Raw genomic sequence first — 19,023 nt, 5'->3', positions numbered from 1 at the left:
GCCGGGCGGGCTTTCCTGTCAGGGATGGCCATACCCGCCGGGTTGTTTCCGGACCCGGGGGCGGAGGTTTGGGCGGGCCGGTCTGGGGGCCGGCTGGCGGGGTGCGGGGTCTTTGACACCGTGGGGCCGGCCGGGTAGTGTGATGGGCATGGAGCTGCTGTATGCCCCGTGGCGGATCCGGTACATTCTGGCACCCAAACCGCCGGCCGGGGACGGTTCGTTGTTCACCCGGATCGCGCAGTCGAACGATGACGAGGCGAACCTGGTGGTTGCCCGGGACAAGACCTGTTTTGCCCTGTTGAATCGGTACCCTTACAACGGGGGGCACCTGATGGTGGTGCCGTATCGGCAGGTGGCCGAGCTGGGAGACCTGACGGTGGAGGAGCTGACCGACCTGATGCGTCTGACGCAGCGGTGCGTTGCGGCGTTGAAGCGGTTGATGAATCCGGACGGATTCAACATCGGGCTGAATCAGGGGCGCGCGGCGGGTGCGGGGATCGAGGAGCATTTGCACCTGCACATTGTGCCGCGCTGGGTGGGCGACACCAACTTCATGCCCGTTCTGGCGGATACGAAGGTGTTGCCCGAGGCGTTGACCGAGACGGCGGCCCGGTTGCGAGAAGTTTTGCAAACCCTGCCTGCCTGACAGCCGAACGATGCCCACGGAAACCCTGCACTTCGAGAGCGCCCGGGTCGTCCAGCACCTGTACAACAATGACCCGCGCAACCTGCGGGCGCTGAGTGATCAACTGGGGGTCAAGGCGGTCTGTCGCGACAACTGGATCCGGCTGGAAGGTCCGGCCGAGGCCATTGAACGGGCGCGGCAACTGTTCCTGATGCTGGAGAGCAACCTGCGCAGCGGGGCGCCCGTGCGCAGTCGCGATTTTGCCCATGCGCTGGACGTGGTGCAGCGCGAGGGGGTGGCCACGCTGCGGGCCCTGATGAGCGACCGGATCGTAACCTCGGATCGGAAACCGCCGGTGATGCCGCGAACGCCGGGGCAGAAGCGTTACGTGGACGCGGTACGGGCGCACGATGTGACGTTTGGCATCGGCCCGGCCGGCACGGGGAAGACCTATCTGGCGGTGGCGCTGGGGCTGGCGGAACTGCGGGAGAACCGGGTTTCGCGCATTGTGCTGACGCGGCCGGCGGTGGAGGCGGGGGAGGCCCTGGGTTTCCTGCCGGGCGACCTGTACGAAAAGATCCTGCCGTATTTGCGGCCGCTGCATGATGCCCTGCATGACATGTTGCCGGCCGAGGAGATTGAACGGCACATGCAGCGGGGCGTGATCGAGGTGGCTCCCCTGGCCTACATGCGGGGGCGCACCCTCAACAATGCGTTCATCATTCTGGATGAGGCCCAGAACGCCACCACCGAGCAGATGTTCATGTTTCTGACCCGGTTGGGACACGGGTCCCGGGCGGTGATCACCGGGGACGAGACCCAGATTGACCTGCCGCCGCACAAGCAGTCGGGCCTGCTGGAGGCGCATCGGGCGCTGGAGGGCGTGCCCGGGATTGCCATTGTGGAACTGGGCCGGGCGGATGTGGTGCGACATCCGCTGGTGCAACGGATCATTGCGGCGTATGAGGAACACCGGGCGCGACATCGGCCGGCCCGGTAACCGTGGGGCCCGTTTTGGGACGGATGCGGCGGCCGGGGCGGGGGCGGGCCCGGCGGAGGACGTGACGGGGGGACCGGGCTGGCAGATTTCGGTGGTCAACCGGCAGCGGCAGCGGGCCGTGGATACGCGGCGTTTGGCCGGGTGGGTACGGCTTGTGCTGACGCGGTTTCCGGACCTGCGCGGTGCGGAGCTGAGCATCTGCCTGCTGGGGGACCGGGAGATGACCGGACTGAACGAGTCCTTCGTGGGTCATGAGGGGCCGACGGACGTGATCACGTTTGACTACAGCGAGCCGGGGTCGGGAAGTGGGGTATTGGCGGGTGAGATCTGCATCGGGGTGGAGGAGGCGGCCCGGCAGGCGCGCCGGTACCGAACCGACTGGTCGCGCGAGGTGGCGCGGTACGTGATTCACGGGATTCTGCACCTGCGGGGGTACGACGATGCGGATCGGGAGGCGCGTCGTCAGATGAAGCGGGTGGAGGATCGGCTGTTGCGGTGGCTGGCTCGGAAGGCGGGCGGCCTGTGGCTGGGCCGCGGAAAGGGCGGGCCCGTGCGTGCGCCGCTTGTGAAGGGGGGTCCGGGAACCTAGATTGGCGGCCGTGCGGAAGACATTGATGACGCGGTTGCGGGCGGATTTTCTGGCCGGGCTGGCGGTGGTGATGCCGGTGGCCCTGTCGCTGGCGGTGGTGGTGTGGTTGTTCGGGACGGTTGCGAACTTCACGAACACGCTCCTGTTTTTCCTGCCGCGCTCGCTGACCCATGCCCAGGGGGGTGAGGGTCCGATGTTTTGGCACTGGCAGGTGGTGGCGTTGTTGCTGGCGGTGGCGCTGGTGATCGGAGTGGGCCGGATCACGCGACATTACGTGGGCCGGCGGCTGATCGCCTGGGTGGATCAGGTGATTCTGAGCGTGCCAATTCTCAACAAGATCTACTCGGTGATCAAACAGGTGAACGATGCGTTCTCGATGGGCAAGAAGGGGGCGTTCCAGACGGTGGTGTTGGTGGAGTTTCCGCGGCCGGGCTTGTATGCCATCGGCTTCATCACGGGCGAACACGAGACCATCCTGGATCGTGCGGTGGGGGATCGGACGGTGAGTGTGTTCATACCAACCACGCCGAATCCGACCTCGGGGTTTCTATTGGTGGCGCCGGAGTCGCAGGTGCGGCCCTTGCGGATGTCTGTGGCGGATGCGGTGCGTTTTATTGTGAGTGTGGGTTCGATTTCTCCGGCCGGCGGGATGCCCGCCGGGGGGATGTTGCCGTCCCGGCCCGCCGAGGGGGATGCATCCGTGGGCACGGGGCCGCTCCCGCCTCCCTGATCATGCAGGAGCGTGCCGAGGGTTTGATCGTCCGGGTCCGGCCTTTGACCGAGACCAGCCTGATTGTGCACTGGCTGACCCGCGAGTGGGGGCGGCTGGGCACGGTGGCCAGAGGGGCGCGCCGGCCCCGCTCACCGTTTCAGGGTCGGCTGGATCTGTTTTTTCACGAGGAACTGGTGTTTTACCGGAGTCGGCGGTCGGACCTGCACCTGTTGCGTGAGGTTCACCTGCTGGCGTCGCATCCGGGATTGCAGACGGACCCGGAACGGTTGCGCCTTGCCGCGGAGGCCGTGCGCCGGATCGAACAGGTGACCGAGCCCGAGGCACCCGTGCCGGGCGTGTTTGAGCTGTTGCTGGGTTTGGTGCGGCATTTGAACGGGCATGCGGCGCGGGCGCGGTTGCGTTTGGCTTTTGAGTTGCGGCTGTTGAGTCTGCTGGGGTGGGACCCGGTGCGACCGGCGGCGGCGTTGTCGGAACCGGCGCGGGCTCTGGTCGAACGGTTGCGCACCGAGGATTGGGCGGCGCTGGAGGTACTCGATCCGGCCGGTCCGGTGACGCGGGAGGTGACCCGGTTTGTGGAGCGGGTGTGGCGGGATCACGTGGGGGTGACGGTGACGGAGCGGACCTGCGGTCCCGATAGGGGTGGGGGCGCCGCACAACGCGGGGGCGGGCCGTGCACGCCCCGGGAGGGCCGGGTTTGAGCTTGCCGGGTGGGGGCGTGATCTGTTAGCACGGCCGCATCCTTATGGCTGCCATCGGGCGTTTTCAGCGAGGCGAGGAAGTGTTTTACGCGAAGGTGGTCGAGGGCGAGCTGTACCGCATGCAGGGCGACCTTTTTGGGTCGCCCTCGTTTGAGCGGAAGCCGACGCCCATGAAGGGGGTTCGGACCCTGGTGCCGGTGACGCCGAGCAAGGTGATCGCGGTGGGTTTGAATTATGCCGATCACGCGCGTGAGACGGGCAAATCCGTGCCGCGGGAGCCGTTGTTTTGGTTCAAAGCGCCGTCGTCCCTGCTGCCGGATGGGGGAAAAATTGAGATCCCATTTCCGGAGCACCGCACGGACTACGAGGCGGAGCTGGCGATCATCATCGGTCGGCGGGCCCGGAACGTTACGCCCAGCGCGGCGTCGCGATACATCCTCGGCTACACCGCGGCGCAGGACATCACGGACCGGACGCTGCAGGCCAGCGACGGGCAGTGGGGCCGGTGCAAGTCGTTCGACACGTTCACGCCGCTGGGCCCCTACATCGAGACGAAGCTGGATCCGCAGGATCTGACGATTCAGTTGTTCCAGAACGGCCAGTTGCGGCAGAACTCGCACACCAGCCAGATGATTTTCAATTGCTTTCAGCTGGTCAGCTTCATCTCCACGCACCTGACGCTGTTGCCCGGGGATGTGATTCTGACGGGTACGCCGGCGGGCATCGGCCCCATTCAGTCCGGGGACCGGTTGGAGGTTCGGATTCAGGGGCTGGCCCCGCTGATCAACACGGTGAAATGAGGGCGGCCGGAGAGGAGCCGCCGAAATCGGACGGATTTTTGGCGAGAGAGACATCATGCGCTGGACCCAAACCTTGATTCCGACGTTGCGGGAGGCGCCGGCCGAGGCGGAGATCGTGTCGCACCAGCTGTTGTTGCGGGCGGGGCTGGTGCGAAAGCTGGCCGGGGGTGTGTACAGTTTTCTTCCGCTGGGGCTGCGTGCGTTGCGCAAGGTGGAACGGATCGTGCGGGAGGAGATGGATCGCGCGGGGGCCATCGAGGTGTTGCTGCCGGCGTTGCAACCGCCGGAGATCTGGCAGCAATCGGGCCGGTATGAGACGGCCCGGCAGGTCCTTTACAAGGTGTACGACAGCGCGCGGCGCGAATGGGTGTTGAGTCCCACGGCCGAGGAGGTGATCACGCTGCTGGCCGCGGCGGAAATCCAGTCCTACCGCCAGTTGCCCAAAAACTTCTACCAGATCAGCGTCAAGTTCCGGGACGAGATCCGGCCGCGGTTCGGGCTGATGCGGGCGCGTGAGTTCATCATGAAGGACGCGTACAGCTTCGACGTCAGCGACGAGGCGGCGCAACAGAGTTATCAGCGGATGTACGACGCCTACACCCGGATCTTTGCCCGGTGCGGGTTGCGCACCTTCCCCGTGGAGGCGGACACGGGCGTCATTGGCGGGACCTTGTCGCACGAGTTCATGGTGCCGGCCGAGACGGGCGAGAACGAGGTGGCCTATTGTGAGGCGTGCGGGTATGCGGCCAATGTGGAAAAGGCCGTCAGCGGGGTGAAGGCCGAATCCGCCCCGGGTGGTGCTGCGACGCCGGGCCCGGAAAAATTTGCCACACCCGGCGTGCAAACCATCGAGGACCTGACGCGACCGCCTTACAACGTCCCGGCTGCACGGCAGATCAAGACGCTGGTTTATCTGGTAGAGAGCCGGCCCTTGATTGTGTTGTTGCGGGGTGACGACCAGTTGAACGAGGCCAAACTGGCGGCCCGCCTGGGCACCACGACGTTCCGTCCGGCCACGGCCGAGGAGATCTTCACCCTTTTGGGGGCGCACCCCGGCAGTCTGGGTGCGGTCAGCTCCACGTTGCCCGGAGCCGCGCCCCCGGTGTGGGCGGACGAGCGTCTCCGGGGTGCCACCGACATGACCACGGGCGCCAACGAGGACGGTTTCCACCTCCGTCATGTGGATGTGGATCGGGATTTGCGGGTCAACGAGTGGGCCGACCTTCGCACGGTGCGTGCGGGCGAGCCCTGCGCGCGGTGTGGCAAACCCCTGCAGATCCGCCGGGCCATCGAGGTGGGCCACGTGTTCAAGTTGGGCACCAAGTACAGCGAGAAGCTGGGTTCGGGCTTCATTGACGAGTCCGGGGTACGCCGGCCGTGTGTGATGGGGTGTTACGGGATTGGGGTGACGCGGACGCTGCAGGCGGTGATCGAACAGTCGCACGACGCGGACGGTATCATCTGGCCCGTGTCGGTGGCGCCCTACGAGGTTTGTCTGACCCCGTTGCAGATGAGCCCCGGCAGTCCCGTGCGCGAGGTGGCCGAACGCCTGTACGAAGCGCTGCAGCGCGAGGGTATCGAGGTGATTCTGGACGATCGCGAGGAACGACCCGGCGTGAAGTTCAAGGATGCGGACCTGGTGGGGTTCCCGTTCCGGGTGAACATTGGCGAGAAATCGCTGGCCAGGGGTCAGGTGGAGATCAAACGACGCGCCGGCGGAGCCCTGGAGGTGGTGGGCGTGGACGAGGCGGCGGGCCGGGTCGCAACCCTGGTGCGGGAAGCCCGCGCCGCGCTGCAGGTGGGCGGTTGAAGCCGGTGCGGCCGGCGTGGCCATTGATCGTCACGGAGCCGGTGTCAGGCGCCGGACCCGGAGGTTTCGGAACCACGTTTCGGTGCCGTGGTCGGTGAGCATGATCCGGCCCCGGCATTTCTCACCGAATCCCGGCGTGTCCCTGAATTTGCTCGCGCGGATGGCGTTGCGGAGGGCGGGACTGTTCAGTTCGTAGGTCAGGACGCAGACGTCGTTGAGCCAGTGCTCGACGAGGGTCCCGCGGACCACGATGCGGGACCGGTTCCATTGTCCGGGCGGGTGGGGTTGGACGGCCGGGTGGGGCGCCAGCACGTCGTAGAAGGCGGCCGTGCGATGGCGGGGGTCACTGACGGTGGTATCGTCCACCATTTGGTATTCGTGGCCGGGGGCGGCGGGCCGGGATTCCAGCACCAGGTATTTGACGCCGTTGTTCCCGCCCGGGACGATCTTCCATTCCCACTCGAACTCGAAATCGTCGAACTCGGCCTCGGTTACCAGGTCCCCTGCACGTCTACCGGGCCATCGGACCAGGCATTGATTCGTGATGACCCAGCCGCGGTCGGGGAAACGAGTGCCCCGATAAGCCCGCCAACCGCGCGGGCTTTGGCCGTCAAAGAGTGACACCCAGGGCTCTGCGCTGGCCGTGGTGGAGTCGGACGGGGGCCCGGCATGACCAGCGAGGCTTGCGAGCACCAGCCACGGCAGAACCATTGCGAAAACCGTTTGTTGCCGGGGTCGGATTGCGCATATCCGGGCTTTGAACGTGCTTGCCAGAGAGGACCGGACCTGGTTCATCAGGCCCGGAGGATGGTCCGATCGGGGGCCGGTGGCCAGTCCGATCTGCGGTTTGTGGGATCGGCGTGGTGGCGGTTGGCCGGGTGCGGTTTTGCATCCTTGACCGGCCCGGGATCCTGAGGGTGGGTGACCGTGGCCTGCGGCCCTGATCCGGGCCGGGCCCAACAGGTCTCCGGTGAGAGACTTACATTCCCTCGGGCCGGGCACCCGGCTGGTGTCGAGTGGCGGGTTGGGAGCCCCGTGCGTGGCCGCTTTAGGGCGACCGGGCGACCTGGCTTGCGGGGAGCGTTTCCTGATGCCGGGTGTGGCAACGCGGCTGGTTACACGTGGGCTCGTCACGAGATGCGCGGAATGGTGGGCCGGCTGGCCGGGCCCTTGCGGGGTGTGTGGGAGCCCCGGGCCGTGCGGTTGGATGGATTTTGGGTTGCGTGGGAGGATTGCGCTTTACACGGTCGGCGGGCCGGATAGGCTGGGGCGCCGGAACAAGGACGAGGTTTATGAATACGAGATTCGCGTTGCTGGCGGCGTTGGCCTGTGCGGGCGCACTGTTGGGGAGTGGTTGCGCCGGGCCGGAGCAGAAGCTGGGGCGAGGCCTTCGGAACACGGGCGAATTGCTGCGTTGGGGGGAGATGCGCCGGACGGTGGAACAAACCGCCTTGTTCGATTCACCGGATCAGGCTTACACGACCGGTCTGGTTCGCGGTTTCAACCGTTCACTGGCCCGAGTGGGTATCGGTTTGTACGAGATTGTCACCTTCCCGGTGCCGCCGTATGGGCCGGTGGCCACGAATTATCTGAAGCCGGAACCGGTGTATCCGGATAATTACACGCCGGACATTCTGGCGGTACCGGAATTCGACTCGGCCACGGAGTTGGGCTTCAGCGGCGGGGACGTGGCCCCGATGATCCCCAACAGTCGGTTCAGGGTTTTCGACCGTTGACGGCGTCAGGATTTTGTTTTGGCTGAGGCGCACCGGCGGGCTGGGCCCGGTGCGCCTTTTGCTTCCCATGACCTGCGTCCGACAATCTCCGGCCAAGGTGAACCTGTTCCTGAACGTCCTGGGGCGGCGGGCGGACGGGTATCATGAGCTGGAGACGATCCTCCACCCGTTGGCCGTGCATGACACGCTGTATTTCGAGCCGCGGCCGATGGGGATCCAGCTGACGTGCAACGATCCTGCGCTGCCCGTGGATGGCAGGAATCTGGTATGGCGCGCGGCCGAGCGGTTCTTTGCGGCGGCCGGGGTTCGTGCCGGCGTGCGAATACATTTGGAGAAGCGCATTCCGCAGGGGGCGGGTTTGGGCGGTGGCAGCGCCAACGCGGCAGTGACCCTGCGCGCACTGAATGAGATGTTCGAACGGCCCCTGTCGGATCCGGCTCTGCACGAGCTGGCAGCCGGGTTGGGATCGGATGTACCGTTCTTCCTGTTGGACCGGCCCGCGTTGGCAACGGGCCGCGGGGAATGCCTGGAAGCGCAGGACTGGTTTCCTGCCCTGCGCGGATGCGCGTTTGTGGTGGTGCACCCGGGGTTTGGCATATCGACCGCCTGGGCGTACGGGCAGTTGGCGCGGTTTCCGGCGTTGCTCAAGGGTGCACCCGGCCGTGCCCGCCAGGTGTTGGAGGCGCTGCAGGGATCGGATGTACGCCGGGCCGCCGCCGGGTTTTTCAACAGTTTCGAAGGACCGGCTTTTGAAAAGTTTCCGGTGCTCGAGCTGTATTGCGAGTTTTTGCGGGACCGGGGGGCGCTGGCGGCGCGAATGACGGGGAGCGGTTCGGCTGTGTTTGCCCTGGTTCGGGACCTGGCCGCGGCTGAGGCGATGGTGGAGCCTTTGCGGAGCCGGTTTGGGGCGGGGCTCTGGACGGCGGCGGTTCCCGTGGTGCCGTGCTGAAAGCGGGGCGGGCAGGAGTTCGTGGCCGGGTGGGGCTGATGGGAAGGGTCGGCAATCTGGCTGGATCGGAGGCGAGCGCAAGTGAGAACCCCGACCGGCCGATCCGAGGGGCAAACGGTGAACGCTTGGCCCTCATGGTCGGGTTGGGTTGGCGACGTGGAGCATGAGGTGGTCGGTGAAAACGAGGGTGCGTGGAGGGCGGCCAGGGCTGACGGCAGGCCTCCTGGGCTGCTTGATCTGGTGGGGCGCTTTTTGGGGATGTCTGGCGGGGGGGAGCGGATTGAACGTGGCCGTGGTGGTGAACGCCGACAGTCCGGCGTCGCTGGCCCTGGGCAATTATTACCGCGAATTGCGCGGTGTGCCGGCCGCGCAGGTCTTTCGGATTCGCTGGGGCGGCGGTCCGGTGGAGTGGTCCCGGGCCGAGTTCGAGAGCCGACTGCTGGTGCCGTTTGCGCAGTGGCTGGAGTCGTCGGGGCTGACTTCTCAGGTGGACTACGTGGTGCTTTCCATGGACATCCCGTATCGGGTGGTGGACTTCGGCACCAACGGGCCGGTGCGGAACAGTACGACCTCCGTGTTGTTTTATGGATGGCGGGACGACGCGAACGCGCCCGGCAATTTACCCCGGTCGTGCAGTTTGCCTTCGGCGGCCCTTCATAGTTACGCGGGGAGCGAGATGCCGTTCCGCAACGTTACCGGCAGATCGGCCTGGTCGAACTGGTTGGCGACGATGATCACCGCTTCCAACCTGCCCGCCGCGCGGGCGATCGTGGATCGGGGCGTGTTGTCCGATGAAACCTGGCCGACGCAGGCGGTTTACTTGTTGAAAAGTACGGACACGGCCCGCAACGTGCGGCATTGGGCCTTTGACGACGTGATTCTGGAGCAGCGGGTGTTGGGACGGATGACAATGATTCGAACCAATGCGAACTCGCCGTCGGGGTTGGGTCTGCAGCTGGGCAGCCAGAGCGGTTCTTACGGGTTTTCGCTGCCGTCGGATCTGTTCGTGCCGGGTGCGATGGCGGACAATCTCACCTCTTATGGCGGGTGGCTGTTCGAGGACGCGGCCGGGATGACGAGGGTACCGGACTACATCGCGGCGGGTGCCACCGCCAGCTACGGCACGGTGGTGGAGCCGTGCAACTGGACGGAGAAGTTTCCCGCCCCACGCAACTATTTTTATCAGGCCCGGGGTTTCAGCATTGCGGAGTGTTATTACCAGAGCGTGGAGGCACCGTATCAGGGGGTGTTGGTGGGCGAACCGTTGGCGGCCCCGTTTGCGCGGCGGCCACAAGGTCGGTGGGAATCGCCCGGGGAAGGGGCCACCGTGTCGGGCACGATCCCCTTGCAGTGGCAGTTTGTGGCTGTGGGGGAGGAACAGCCGGTGGGGCGTGTGGACCTGTTCGTGGACGGTCGGTTTCGGCAAACCTTGTGGGAACGCGGACCGCAGGCGGGGAACCGGGTGGAGTTAACCCTGGCCGGGCAGACGATTTCGCACACCGTCTCGGCGGGGTCAACCCTTGCCGATGTGGCCGCCGGGCTGGCTGCTGAGATCAACCGCTCCGAACATACCAACCAGACCGGCGTGATCGCCGAGGCGATTGGCGATCGGTTGCTGCTGCGGTCGGTTGTGCCCGGGCGTGCCGGCGTGGAGGTGCCGGTTTCGGTCGCCACCTCCGCCGGGGCTGCCTCCGAACGGACGTTGTTTGCGCATGTGGCTCGGCCGTATTTCGTGGACTCGACCGCGCAGGGGTACCGGGTGTTTCGGGTTCGGAACCTTGCCGGGCCCGGGCATGCCCAGGGATTGACGCTGACGGTGACCGGGCCTTCCGGGCAGGTGACGGTGAGTGTGCAGAATCTTTTGAGTACCAACACGGCCGGGTTGGTGGCGGCGCTGGTGGCGGCGGTGAACGAGCATCCGGACTTACAGGGGCCGGACGGTGTGAGAGCCGAGGATTATGATGGCAATTCAGACGGTTCAGCGGCGGAGTTTGCGCTGCGGGCGCGGTCGCCCGGCTGGGCCGCCGCTGCGGCGCTGAGCGCCTCGTTGAGTGTAACCGGGGCGGCCACGGTGGAACCCGCGGGGACGCAGACGCTGGAGGAGAACCTGGAAGATTTGCAGCCGCGCAATCATCTCTACCTGGCGGCCGGGGTTACAAACCTGGCGCTGACCTTTGCGTGGGACACAACGCGGGAGGCCGATGGCTGGCACGAATGCACCGCGGTGGCGTATGAAGGGACGCACGTGGCCACGCAAGGGCATTTGCGTCGGACTTTTCGCGTGGTCAACACGGGCCGAACCGCCGCGCTCACGCCATGGAATGCCGGGCCCTTGACGAAGCTGGGGAGCACGTTGCGCTGGCGCGTGACGGTGGAACCCGGCCCCGCCGCCCGTGTGGAATTGCATACCACGGGCGGGGCATGGGCGGCGGAGACCAACGTGACCACGGCCCTGTTCGAGGTGCCCGGCCCGGACCTCGGTGAAGGGTTGCATCCGTTTTTTGCCGTCGTGACGTGGCCGGACGGGGTGCAATACCGGACAGAGACACACTGGGTGCGGTTGATTCCCGACAATGCCCCGGCCGGCCCGCTGCGACTGGAGATGGAGGGACCGCCCTGGCGGTTGCGCTGGCCGGTGGTGGTGGGGCGGACGTATACGGTCTGGAGCACGGACGATTTGGGGTTGCCATTCCAGGCACGGGGCACCTGGGTGGCGACGAACTCGCCGATGGAATGGATCGAGCCCGCCCCCCACGCAGGGGCGCGGTTCTATCGGGTGTCGGAACAACCCTGAAACCGGCTTCGGCCGGGCCGGACGATCCTCAGCGATGAGGTTGTCGGGCGTCCTGCGGGATCGCCGATGGGGCGGAGGTGGGGGGATTCGTGCCGGGCGACGTTTTGAGTTTCTGCCACAGTTCCAGTTGGGCTTGGAGCCGCTGGGCAAGGGCCTGGAGTTGCGCGGTTTGTTCGGCCTGGAGTTGGCGCAACTCTTCGAGCACGGCTTGTTGGGCCGCGGTGTCGCCCCGTTGTTCCGCTTCACGGAATCGCTGCTGGAGCTCTTCCTGCCGGAGCTGGAAGGATTGGGCCGTGCGACGGAACTCCTCCAGGGTGGCCTCGCGCAGCCGGGTGGCGCCCTCGTGAACGCCGACGGATTCGGGGTCGCCCAGGGTCTGACGGAGTCCGGCCAGGACCTCTTGTTCGTCGGGTGCGGGTGGGGCGGTCGCCGGTGACGGCGTTGGGCCCACCTCGGCCAGGGCACGCGCCAGGTCGAAGGGTAGTGCCGGCTCCCAGAAGGGATCGAGCCGTGGGATCACCCGTTGTCCGCCCGGGCCCTCCAGCACCAGACCGATGAACCCCGCTGCACCGCGTTCGAGATGAAACGCCTGGAGGCCGGCGCGGGCGGCAGCGGCCTGATCTTCGGGGGACCGAACCTCGTGGCGGATGATGCGAATCCGGGGCGAGGCGTTGGAGAGCCGGCCCAGGAATTCCTCCACATGCCGGGCGAACGTCCGGTCCTGTTCCGGCACGGCCGGGTCTTCCAGGCCCACGTAAAAATGGACCGTGACCGGTTCTCGAAGGGATTGGAGGACGGCCTGAACCGGCGCGGGCAATGGACCCGGGGTGGTTGGGGCCTTCCATGAGCCGGGGCCTGACACGACGCTCCACAGTACGACACCGGCGGCCAACCCGGCCAGGAACGCCAGGACAAACCCGGTGAATCCGCGGGGCCGTGTCAGCGGTGTGGTGCCGGGTCGGGGCGGCGGGCTGGGCGGTTCGGGCGTGGTGACCGACTGACTCGTCATGAGCCCACTTTAGGTTAAGGCCGACCGGGTGCAAGGGGTTTGATGGTGGCGCACACCCACCGGAGGGTTGGGGAGTTGGCGGAGAGGCGAATTGCGGCGGTGGGTTCGCCGGACTTGCCCTGGCGGCTGCGGGGTCGGAGGATGAGGTTATGGGCATGGGGCGCTCGGCTTGGTTGGGCCTGGCTTTATTATGGGGCGCAGGCGTTTGGCGCCGGGGCATGGGAAGACCGGTTTGTCTGGGTGTTTGGGTGGAATTTGGAGCGGCCGGAGGACGTGCCCCGGGTGGTGGAGGTTTTGCAAACGGCGGGTCGGCACGGATTCAACGGTGCCGTGGTGTCGTTTGGCCTGGACACGCTGTGTCGCAAGACACCGGCGTTTTTCGAGCGGTTGCAATTGGTGCAGCAGGTTTGTGCCACCAACGGTCTGGAACTGATCCCGGCGGTGTTCTCCGTGGGTTACGGCGGCGGTTTTTTGGCTCACGATCGGAACCTGGCGGAGGGTCTGCCGGTGAGCAATGCGTTGTTTCGCGTCGAGGGCGGCGTGGGGCGTTTTGTTCCCGAAGATGTGGAATGCCTGCGCAATGGCGGGTTTGAGGAGCACCGGGGCAACCGGTTCGAGCACTTTGCATTTCATGATCAGCCGGGCGAGGTGAGTTTCGCGGATACGAACGTCTTCCACGGGGGCGGGGTGTCCTTGCGCTTGGAAAACTTTCGGGCCAACCCGCATGGGCATGGTCGGGTGATGCAGGAAATCCGCGTCCGACCGCACCGGTGTTACCGGGTGAGTTTGTGGGTTCGGACGGAGGAGTTGGATCCGCCGGCGGCCTTCCGATGTTTGGTGTTGGCGGGGGACCGGGAACTGGCGCCGCGGACGTTCCGGGTTCCCGGCACGGGTCAGTGGCGGCAGATTCGTTTCCTGTTCAATAGTCTGGAGTACGATCGGGTGCGGGTTTATGCGGGGGTGTGGGGCGGCCGGTCCGGTAGGGTCTGGATTGATGATTGGTCGGTGGAGGAGGCGGGCCCGGTCAACGTGCTCCATCGGCCCGGTACCCCGGTGGTGGTGCGGTCGGAGGCGGATGGCCGGGTGTACGAGGAGGGCAGGGACTATGCGCCGTTGGTAAACACCGACTTCAATCCGTGGCGGGACGACGGCGCCGAAGCGGAGTTGAAGTTGCCGCCCGGCAGCCGGATTCACGAGGGTGAACGACTCCGGGTGAGTTGGTATCATCCCATGCTCATTCACGAGTCGCAGGTGACCGTGTGCATGGCCGAACCGCGCCTGGACGAGATCCTCGATCACGAGGCGCGGTTGCTGGCGGAACGGCTGAAGCCCCGGCGGGTGTTGTTGAACATGGACGAGGTTCGCATGGGTGGGACTTGTGCGGCTTGTGCCGGGCGGGACATGGCCCGGTTGCTGGGGGAGTGTGTGCAACGGGAGGTGGCGGCGCTGCGCCGGTACCTGCCGGACGTTCAAGTGTACGTGTGGTCGGACATGTTCGACCCGCACCACAACGCCCATGCGAATTATTACCTGGTCCGCGGCGATTTCACGGGTTCGTGGCGGCACCTGCCCCGCGACGTGGTGATGGCGGTCTGGGGCGGGAAACCACGGCCCGAGAGTCTGGCGTTCTTTGCACGGGAAGGGTTTCCCATGCTGGTGGCGTGTTATTACGACGCCGACGACCTTGAGGACGTGGCGGGATGGCTGAAAGCGGCGCAGGGATTACCCCGCGTGCGCGGATTCATGTACACGCCCTGGACCCGGAAATACGAGCTGCTGCCGGAGTTTGCGCGCCTGCTCGGGTTTGCCGGCGGCGGGTCGGCCGGCGGGGTCCGGAACAACCCGCGATGAAAACCCGGTCGGCGGCTTGAGGGATTGTGGATGAATTCTGTAACTTCGCCCGGTTCCGCGGCTCGATGCCCGACAGGGACCCGTCATGAAATGTGAAGATCTGCTCCGGATCCTGAACGAGTACGTGGACGGGACGGTGGACCCGGCCATTTGCAAGGAGTTCGAGCAACATCTGGCCGGTTGCAATCCCTGCCAGGTGGTGGTGGACAACATTCGCAAGACCATCACGCTCTACAAGAACGGCGAGCCGTATGAGCTGCCGGTGGAGTTTCGGCAGCGGCTGCACGCGGTGTTGCGCGAACGCTGGAAACAGATGCACTCGGAGCGCCCACAGTCGTGATGAAGAGCCGTCGCATTGTGATCGTGGGGGGCGTTGCGGGAGGGGCATCCGCTGCCGCCCGGATTCGGCGCCTGGACGAGCACGCCCGGATCGTTGTCTTCGAGCGCGGTCCGCATGTCTCCTTTGCGAATTGCGGCCTGCCGTACTACGTCGGGGGCGAAATCACGCAGCGGGAGGAGCTGTTGTTGCACACCCCGCAGAGTTTGTGGGACCGGTTCCGCATCGAGGTCCGCGTGCGGACCGAGGTGATGGCCATTGACCGGTCGGCGCAAACGGTGCGGGTGCGGGATTTGACCACGGGGGAGGAGGGTTCAGAGGGCTACGATGCGCTGATTCTGGCGCCGGGGGCGGTGCCGGTGCGGCCGCCGTTGCCGGGGTTGGACCGGCCGGGGCATTTCTTCGTGCGCAATGTGCCGGACGTGGAGGCGATCCGGGACTGGATCGAGCAGCACCGGGCGCGCCGGGCGGTGGTGGTAGGGGGCGGTTACATCGGGTTGGAGATGACCGAGCAACTGCACCGGCGCGGGCTGGAGGTGGCGCTGGTGGAGGCGTTGCCGCAGGTGATGGCGCCCCTGGACCCGGAAATGGCCGGCTGGTTGCATCGGGAATTGCGCAGCCAGGGTGTGCACCTGCACCTGGGTGATCCCGTTACGGCCTTGGAACCCCCTGCGGAGTCGGAATCGGCAGCAGCGTCGGTGGTTCGGCTGCGCAGCGGGTTTCGGCTTCCGGCGGACGTGGTCATTCTGGCGTTGGGGGTCCGGCCGGAGGTTACTTTGGCGCGGCATGCGGGCCTGGCATTGGGCGAGCTCGGGGGGATCCGCGTGGACGATTACTTGCGGACCAGTGACCCTCATATCTGGGCGGTGGGGGATGCCATCGAGGTGCGCGACCGCGTCACGGGTCAATGGACCTTGTTGCCGTTGGCCGGGCCGGCCAATCGCCAGGGCCGGGTGGCAGCGAACAACGTGTGCGGTCGGCCGACCCGGTACGAGGGGAGCTGGGGCACGGCCATTCTGCGATTGTTCGGTCTGACTGCGGCCTGCACGGGTGCCAACGAGAAAACCTTGCGGCGGCTGGGGCTGCCGTTCGAAGCGGTGCACCTCCATCCGGGTTCCCACGCGGGCTACTATCCCGGGGCGCAACCGATTGCCATGAAGATTTTGTTCGATCCGGAGAGCGGCCGGCTTTGGGGTGCGCAGGCGGTGGGGCGGGACGGCGTGGACAAGCGCATCGACGTACTGGCCACGGCGTTGCAGGCCGGATTGACCGTGGATGACCTGGCCGATCTGGAGCTGGCCTACGCACCGCCGTTTGGGTCGGCCAAGGATCCCGTGAACCTGGCGGGCATGGCGGCGCAGAACGTGCGTCAGGGCCTGGTGCGACTGGCCCAGTGGCACGAGGTGGAGCGGCTGGACCCGGCCCGAACGCTGCTGTTGGATGTGCGTTCCGCCGAGGAACGCCGGCAGGGCGCCATTCCCGGCTCCGTGCACATTCCGTTGCCCCAGTTGCGCGACCGGCTCCAGGAACTCCCGAGGGACCGCGAGATCATCGTGGCCTGTGCCAGTGGACAGCGTTCGTACTTCGCATGCCGTGTGCTGGAGCAACACGGCTTTCGCGTGCGGAATCTCACGGGGTCGTACCGGACCTGGTCGGCAGCCAGGGAGACCCCCGGCGCCGCTGCGGGCCCGAGTGGGGGCATGGCCTGAAGGACTGACCAAGCGAGGGCTGTTCAACAGGACCACGTCCGCGGGGTTGGGCGGGGGTGCATTCGTCCTGGCGGAGTCGCGCCGGCTTTTCGCGGGGCGGGCTGCTGCGCGCCGGGCGTCAAGGTTTTTGTTGAAGCGGTGGGCCGGGTGTCGCTAGGCTGGCGCGCACTGGGGTGAGCGCCTGTAAGACGCCCGCGTGAAGGCTCGTGTCGGGAGCGGATGGCGTCCGGGCGATTCACCCGAACGCAACGCGCTGGCGGATATGACGACACCCACGCCTTTGCTGGCCATGGCCGTGAGCGACAGCCCGGGCAGTCTGCTGCGACTCGGCTTCATTGATCTGGTCATCATCGTCCTCTACTTCGTGGTGGTTCTGGCGATCGGGTTTTACCTGAAACGGTTTGCCAACACCGGGGAGGATTTCTTTCTGGCCGGTCGCAAGATGACGGCGTGGATTGCCGGGTTGAGCTTCATTTCGGCCAATTTGAGTTCCCTGGAGACCATGGGCTGGAGCGCGATGGCGTACCAGTACGGCATGCTGGGGGCGCACGCGTATTTCATTGGTGCGATCCCGGCGATTCTGTTCCTGGCCATCGTCATGATGCCGTTTTACTACATTTGCAAAACGCATTCGGTGCCCGGGTACCTGAAGCTGCGGTACGGCGAACCGGCACGGGCCCTGGCCGGGATTACATTCAGTTTTCTCACCATTTGTGTCAGCGGGGCCAGCATGTTCGCCATGGCGAAGATTCTGAATCTGTTGCTGGGCTGGAACATGCACGTGAGCATCTGGGTTTCGTCGTTGACCGTGGCCATTTACGTGGCGCTGGGCGGGTTGCTGTCGGCGGTGTTCAACGAGGTGTTGCAGTTTTTCCTGATCTGGGCGGGCTCGCTGCTGATTCCGATTCTGGGTCTGATTCACGCGGGTGGTTGGCGGGGCATGATCGAGAAGATCCAGCAACACGCGCCGGTCATTCATCCCACGGTACAGAACGCGGATTTCACCAGTCTGTGGAGGAACCTGGGCAGCTTCGATGCGAACCCGATGGGGATTGACTGGTTCGGCATGGTGTTCGGGCTCGGGTTGGCGGTGAGTTTCGGGTACTGGTGCACGGATTTCCTCCAGGTCCAACGGGTGATCGTGGCCAAGGACCTGCGGTCGGCGCAGAACGGCACCATCATTGGCGCATTTCTGAAAATGATGGTGCCGTTGATTGTGACGGTGCCGGGGCTGTTGGGACTGGCGGTGCTGGTGCATCCGGACGGCAGCCCGGTGGTCCTGGTGCCGGAGAGTGATCCGCGGGCCGGGATCACTCATCGCACCTACAACGACGTGCTGCCGCTGTTGATGAGTCAGTACCTGGGGCCGGGGCTGTTGGGTTTGGGGGTCACGGCCATGATCGCCGGCTTCATGTCCGGGATGGCAGGAAACCTCAGCGCGTTTGCCACCGTCTGGACCTACGACGTGTACAAGCCCCTGATCCGGAGACACGCGGAGGACCGGCATTACGTCGGCATGGGGCGTGCGGCATCCATCGTGGGCATCCTGCTTTCCATTGGGACGGCCTACCTGCTGTTCTTCTTTTCGAACATCCTGGAGTATCTGCAGGTGCTGGTGTTCTTCTTCATCGTCCCGTTGTTTGCGGTGATCCTGCCGGGGATGCTGTGGAAACGAGCCACGCCCGCGGCCGGTTTCTGGGGCTTTTTGGCCGCCATCCTCGCTTCCATTGGCATGTGGGCCTATGTCCACACGTTTCCGGACGGCTGGCGTCCCCAGCCCAAGGCGACGCTGGCAGAGGGGTCGGTGGTGCGGTTGGAACGGGATGCGGCCGGGGATTTGCAACGGGTGATCGTGGAGAGGGGAGCGATCCAGCTTGTGAACGTGGCAGCCGCGGCGGCCCGGCAGGAGGGTATGCCGCTGGCGTTGCCGGGCCGGGTCAACGATGGCCGGGACGAGCGGCCGCTGCAGTTGCTGGCGCCACGGGTGGTGCTGGCCGATACTCAGGAGGCTTTGAAGTTTGGTGTTGAAGGGGTTTCGGTGACGGTGATGCCCGGGGTGCAGATGAGTCACATCATGGTGGAAAAACGTTTTGCTCCGGAGGCGTTCAATCCACGGCACGCGAAAGTGATCGCCCGGTCGGAAAAGGCCAAGCCCATGGCGATCAACATGTACAGTGCATGGTGGTCGTTTGTGGTGGGGATCGTGGTCACGGTGCTGGTGAGTCTTGTGACGCGGCCCAAGCCGGAATCGGAATTGCGGAACCTGGTCATGGGCCTGACTACGCTGCCGGATGAGGGCCCGTGTCCCTGGTATCAGAAACCGATTCTGTGGGCCTCCGTGGTGGCTGCGATTCTGGTGGCGGTGAACGTGATCTTCTGGTGA

16 protein-coding genes are annotated in these 19,023 nt (G+C 65.7%); 14 read left to right on the top strand and 2 right to left on the bottom strand.

What is annotated here, in order from left to right:
- Nucleotides 1-148 precede the first annotated feature (148 nt).
- The 7 genes from G4L39_RS14255 to G4L39_RS14225 are packed head-to-tail and all read left to right on the top strand — an operon-like array spanning nt 149 to nt 6,255.
- On the top strand, nt 149-646 hold the full coding sequence (locus G4L39_RS14255; protein ID WP_165109250.1) for an HIT family protein: 498 nt from the start codon (nt 149-151) through the stop codon (nt 644-646).
- Between the two features lie 10 nt (nt 647-656).
- The gene (locus G4L39_RS14250; protein ID WP_165109248.1) at nt 657-1,625 is read left to right on the top strand and encodes a PhoH family protein; all 969 of its coding nucleotides are present in this window, start codon (nt 657-659) and stop codon (nt 1,623-1,625) included.
- A complete protein-coding gene (gene ybeY / locus G4L39_RS14245; protein ID WP_165109246.1) occupies nt 1,588-2,214 on the top strand; it encodes an rRNA maturation RNase YbeY in 627 nt (208 codons plus the stop codon). Before G4L39_RS14250 ends, ybeY begins: the two co-directional genes overlap by 38 nt.
- A gap of 10 nt (nt 2,215-2,224) precedes the next feature.
- The gene (locus G4L39_RS14240; RefSeq protein WP_165109244.1) at nt 2,225-2,944 is read left to right on the top strand and encodes a DUF502 domain-containing protein; all 720 of its coding nucleotides are present in this window, start codon (nt 2,225-2,227) and stop codon (nt 2,942-2,944) included.
- Between the two features lie 2 nt (nt 2,945-2,946).
- A complete protein-coding gene (gene recO / locus G4L39_RS14235) occupies nt 2,947-3,645 on the top strand; it encodes a DNA repair protein RecO (protein ID WP_165109242.1) in 699 nt (232 codons plus the stop codon).
- A 44-nt stretch (nt 3,646-3,689) separates the two neighbouring features.
- Nucleotides 3,690-4,445, top strand: coding sequence for a fumarylacetoacetate hydrolase family protein (locus tag G4L39_RS14230; protein ID WP_165109240.1), 756 nt, complete (start codon nt 3,690-3,692; stop codon nt 4,443-4,445).
- A gap of 55 nt (nt 4,446-4,500) precedes the next feature.
- Nucleotides 4,501-6,255 (top strand): proline--tRNA ligase, encoded by a 1,755-nt coding sequence (locus tag G4L39_RS14225; RefSeq protein WP_165109238.1) that lies wholly within the window; start codon nt 4,501-4,503, stop codon nt 6,253-6,255.
- 30 nt (nt 6,256-6,285) lie between these two features.
- Here the strand turns inward: G4L39_RS14225 and G4L39_RS14220 are convergent, their stop codons facing one another.
- Nucleotides 6,286-6,966 carry a 3-keto-disaccharide hydrolase gene (locus G4L39_RS14220; RefSeq protein ID WP_165109236.1) on the bottom strand — a complete coding sequence of 227 codons (681 nt, stop codon included), beginning with the start codon at nt 6,964-6,966 and terminating at the stop codon, nt 6,286-6,288.
- Between the two features lie 581 nt (nt 6,967-7,547).
- Between G4L39_RS14220 and G4L39_RS14215 the strand changes: the two genes are divergently transcribed.
- From G4L39_RS14215 to G4L39_RS14205, 3 genes are all read left to right on the top strand, one after another.
- A complete protein-coding gene (locus G4L39_RS14215) occupies nt 7,548-7,991 on the top strand; it encodes an exosortase system-associated protein, TIGR04073 family (protein WP_165109234.1) in 444 nt (147 codons plus the stop codon).
- 67 nt (nt 7,992-8,058) lie between these two features.
- Entirely contained in the window at nt 8,059-8,940 is an 882-nt protein-coding gene (ispE, locus tag G4L39_RS14210; RefSeq protein WP_165109232.1) for a 4-(cytidine 5'-diphospho)-2-C-methyl-D-erythritol kinase, read from the top strand.
- Nucleotides 8,941-9,115: 175 nt separating this feature from the next.
- On the top strand, nt 9,116-11,734 hold the full coding sequence (locus G4L39_RS14205; RefSeq protein WP_205881046.1) for a TIGR03790 family protein: 2,619 nt from the start codon (nt 9,116-9,118) through the stop codon (nt 11,732-11,734).
- Nucleotides 11,735-11,762: 28 nt separating this feature from the next.
- On the opposite strand, the gene G4L39_RS14200 is transcribed toward G4L39_RS14205, so the two are convergent.
- Nucleotides 11,763-12,743: a motility-associated ABC transporter substrate-binding family protein gene (locus G4L39_RS14200; RefSeq protein WP_165109228.1), complete on the bottom strand. Its 981-nt coding sequence runs from the start codon at nt 12,741-12,743 to the stop codon at nt 11,763-11,765.
- Nucleotides 12,744-12,818: 75 nt separating this feature from the next.
- Here G4L39_RS14200 and G4L39_RS14195 point away from each other — a divergent pair, with 75 nt between their 5' ends.
- From G4L39_RS14195 to G4L39_RS14180, 4 genes are all read left to right on the top strand, one after another.
- Entirely contained in the window at nt 12,819-14,594 is a 1,776-nt protein-coding gene (locus tag G4L39_RS14195; RefSeq protein WP_165109226.1) for a hypothetical protein, read from the top strand.
- An 85-nt stretch (nt 14,595-14,679) separates the two neighbouring features.
- Nucleotides 14,680-14,934 carry an anti-sigma factor family protein gene (locus G4L39_RS14190; protein WP_165109224.1) on the top strand — a complete coding sequence of 85 codons (255 nt, stop codon included), beginning with the start codon at nt 14,680-14,682 and terminating at the stop codon, nt 14,932-14,934.
- Nucleotides 14,934-16,640: an FAD-dependent oxidoreductase gene (locus tag G4L39_RS14185; RefSeq protein ID WP_165109222.1), complete on the top strand. Its 1,707-nt coding sequence runs from the start codon at nt 14,934-14,936 to the stop codon at nt 16,638-16,640. Before G4L39_RS14190 ends, G4L39_RS14185 begins: the two co-directional genes overlap by 1 nt.
- A 196-nt stretch (nt 16,641-16,836) precedes the next feature.
- Nucleotides 16,837-19,023 (top strand): sodium:solute symporter family transporter, encoded by a 2,187-nt coding sequence (locus G4L39_RS14180; protein ID WP_205881045.1) that lies wholly within the window; start codon nt 16,837-16,839, stop codon nt 19,021-19,023.

Source organism: Limisphaera ngatamarikiensis (assembly GCF_011044775.1).
Taxonomy (GTDB): domain Bacteria; phylum Verrucomicrobiota; class Verrucomicrobiia; order Limisphaerales; family Limisphaeraceae; genus Limisphaera; species Limisphaera ngatamarikiensis.
Note: the sequence above shows the minus strand (reverse complement) of the source record. Positions and strands in the feature narration are given on the sequence as shown.

Bases quoted from the DNA above. Each gene is read 5' to 3' on its own strand.
- G4L39_RS14255 (WP_165109250.1), top strand. From the start codon at position 149: ATGGAGCTGCTGTATGCCCCGTGGCGGATCCGGTACATTCTGGCACCC.
- G4L39_RS14250 (WP_165109248.1), top strand. From the start codon at position 657: ATGCCCACGGAAACCCTGCACTTCGAGAGCGCCCGGGTCGTCCAGCAC.
- ybeY (WP_165109246.1), top strand. From the start codon at position 1,588: ATGAGGAACACCGGGCGCGACATCGGCCGGCCCGGTAACCGTGGGGCC.
- recO (WP_165109242.1), top strand. From the start codon at position 2,947: ATGCAGGAGCGTGCCGAGGGTTTGATCGTCCGGGTCCGGCCTTTGACC.
- G4L39_RS14230 (WP_165109240.1), top strand. From the start codon at position 3,690: ATGGCTGCCATCGGGCGTTTTCAGCGAGGCGAGGAAGTGTTTTACGCG.
- G4L39_RS14225 (WP_165109238.1), top strand. From the start codon at position 4,501: ATGCGCTGGACCCAAACCTTGATTCCGACGTTGCGGGAGGCGCCGGCC.
- G4L39_RS14220 (WP_165109236.1), bottom strand. From the start codon at position 6,966: ATGGTTCTGCCGTGGCTGGTGCTCGCAAGCCTCGCTGGTCATGCCGGG.
- G4L39_RS14215 (WP_165109234.1), top strand. From the start codon at position 7,548: ATGAATACGAGATTCGCGTTGCTGGCGGCGTTGGCCTGTGCGGGCGCA.
- ispE (WP_165109232.1), top strand. From the start codon at position 8,059: ATGACCTGCGTCCGACAATCTCCGGCCAAGGTGAACCTGTTCCTGAAC.
- G4L39_RS14200 (WP_165109228.1), bottom strand. From the start codon at position 12,743: ATGACGAGTCAGTCGGTCACCACGCCCGAACCGCCCAGCCCGCCGCCC.
- G4L39_RS14190 (WP_165109224.1), top strand. From the start codon at position 14,680: ATGAAATGTGAAGATCTGCTCCGGATCCTGAACGAGTACGTGGACGGG.
- G4L39_RS14185 (WP_165109222.1), top strand. From the start codon at position 14,934: ATGAAGAGCCGTCGCATTGTGATCGTGGGGGGCGTTGCGGGAGGGGCA.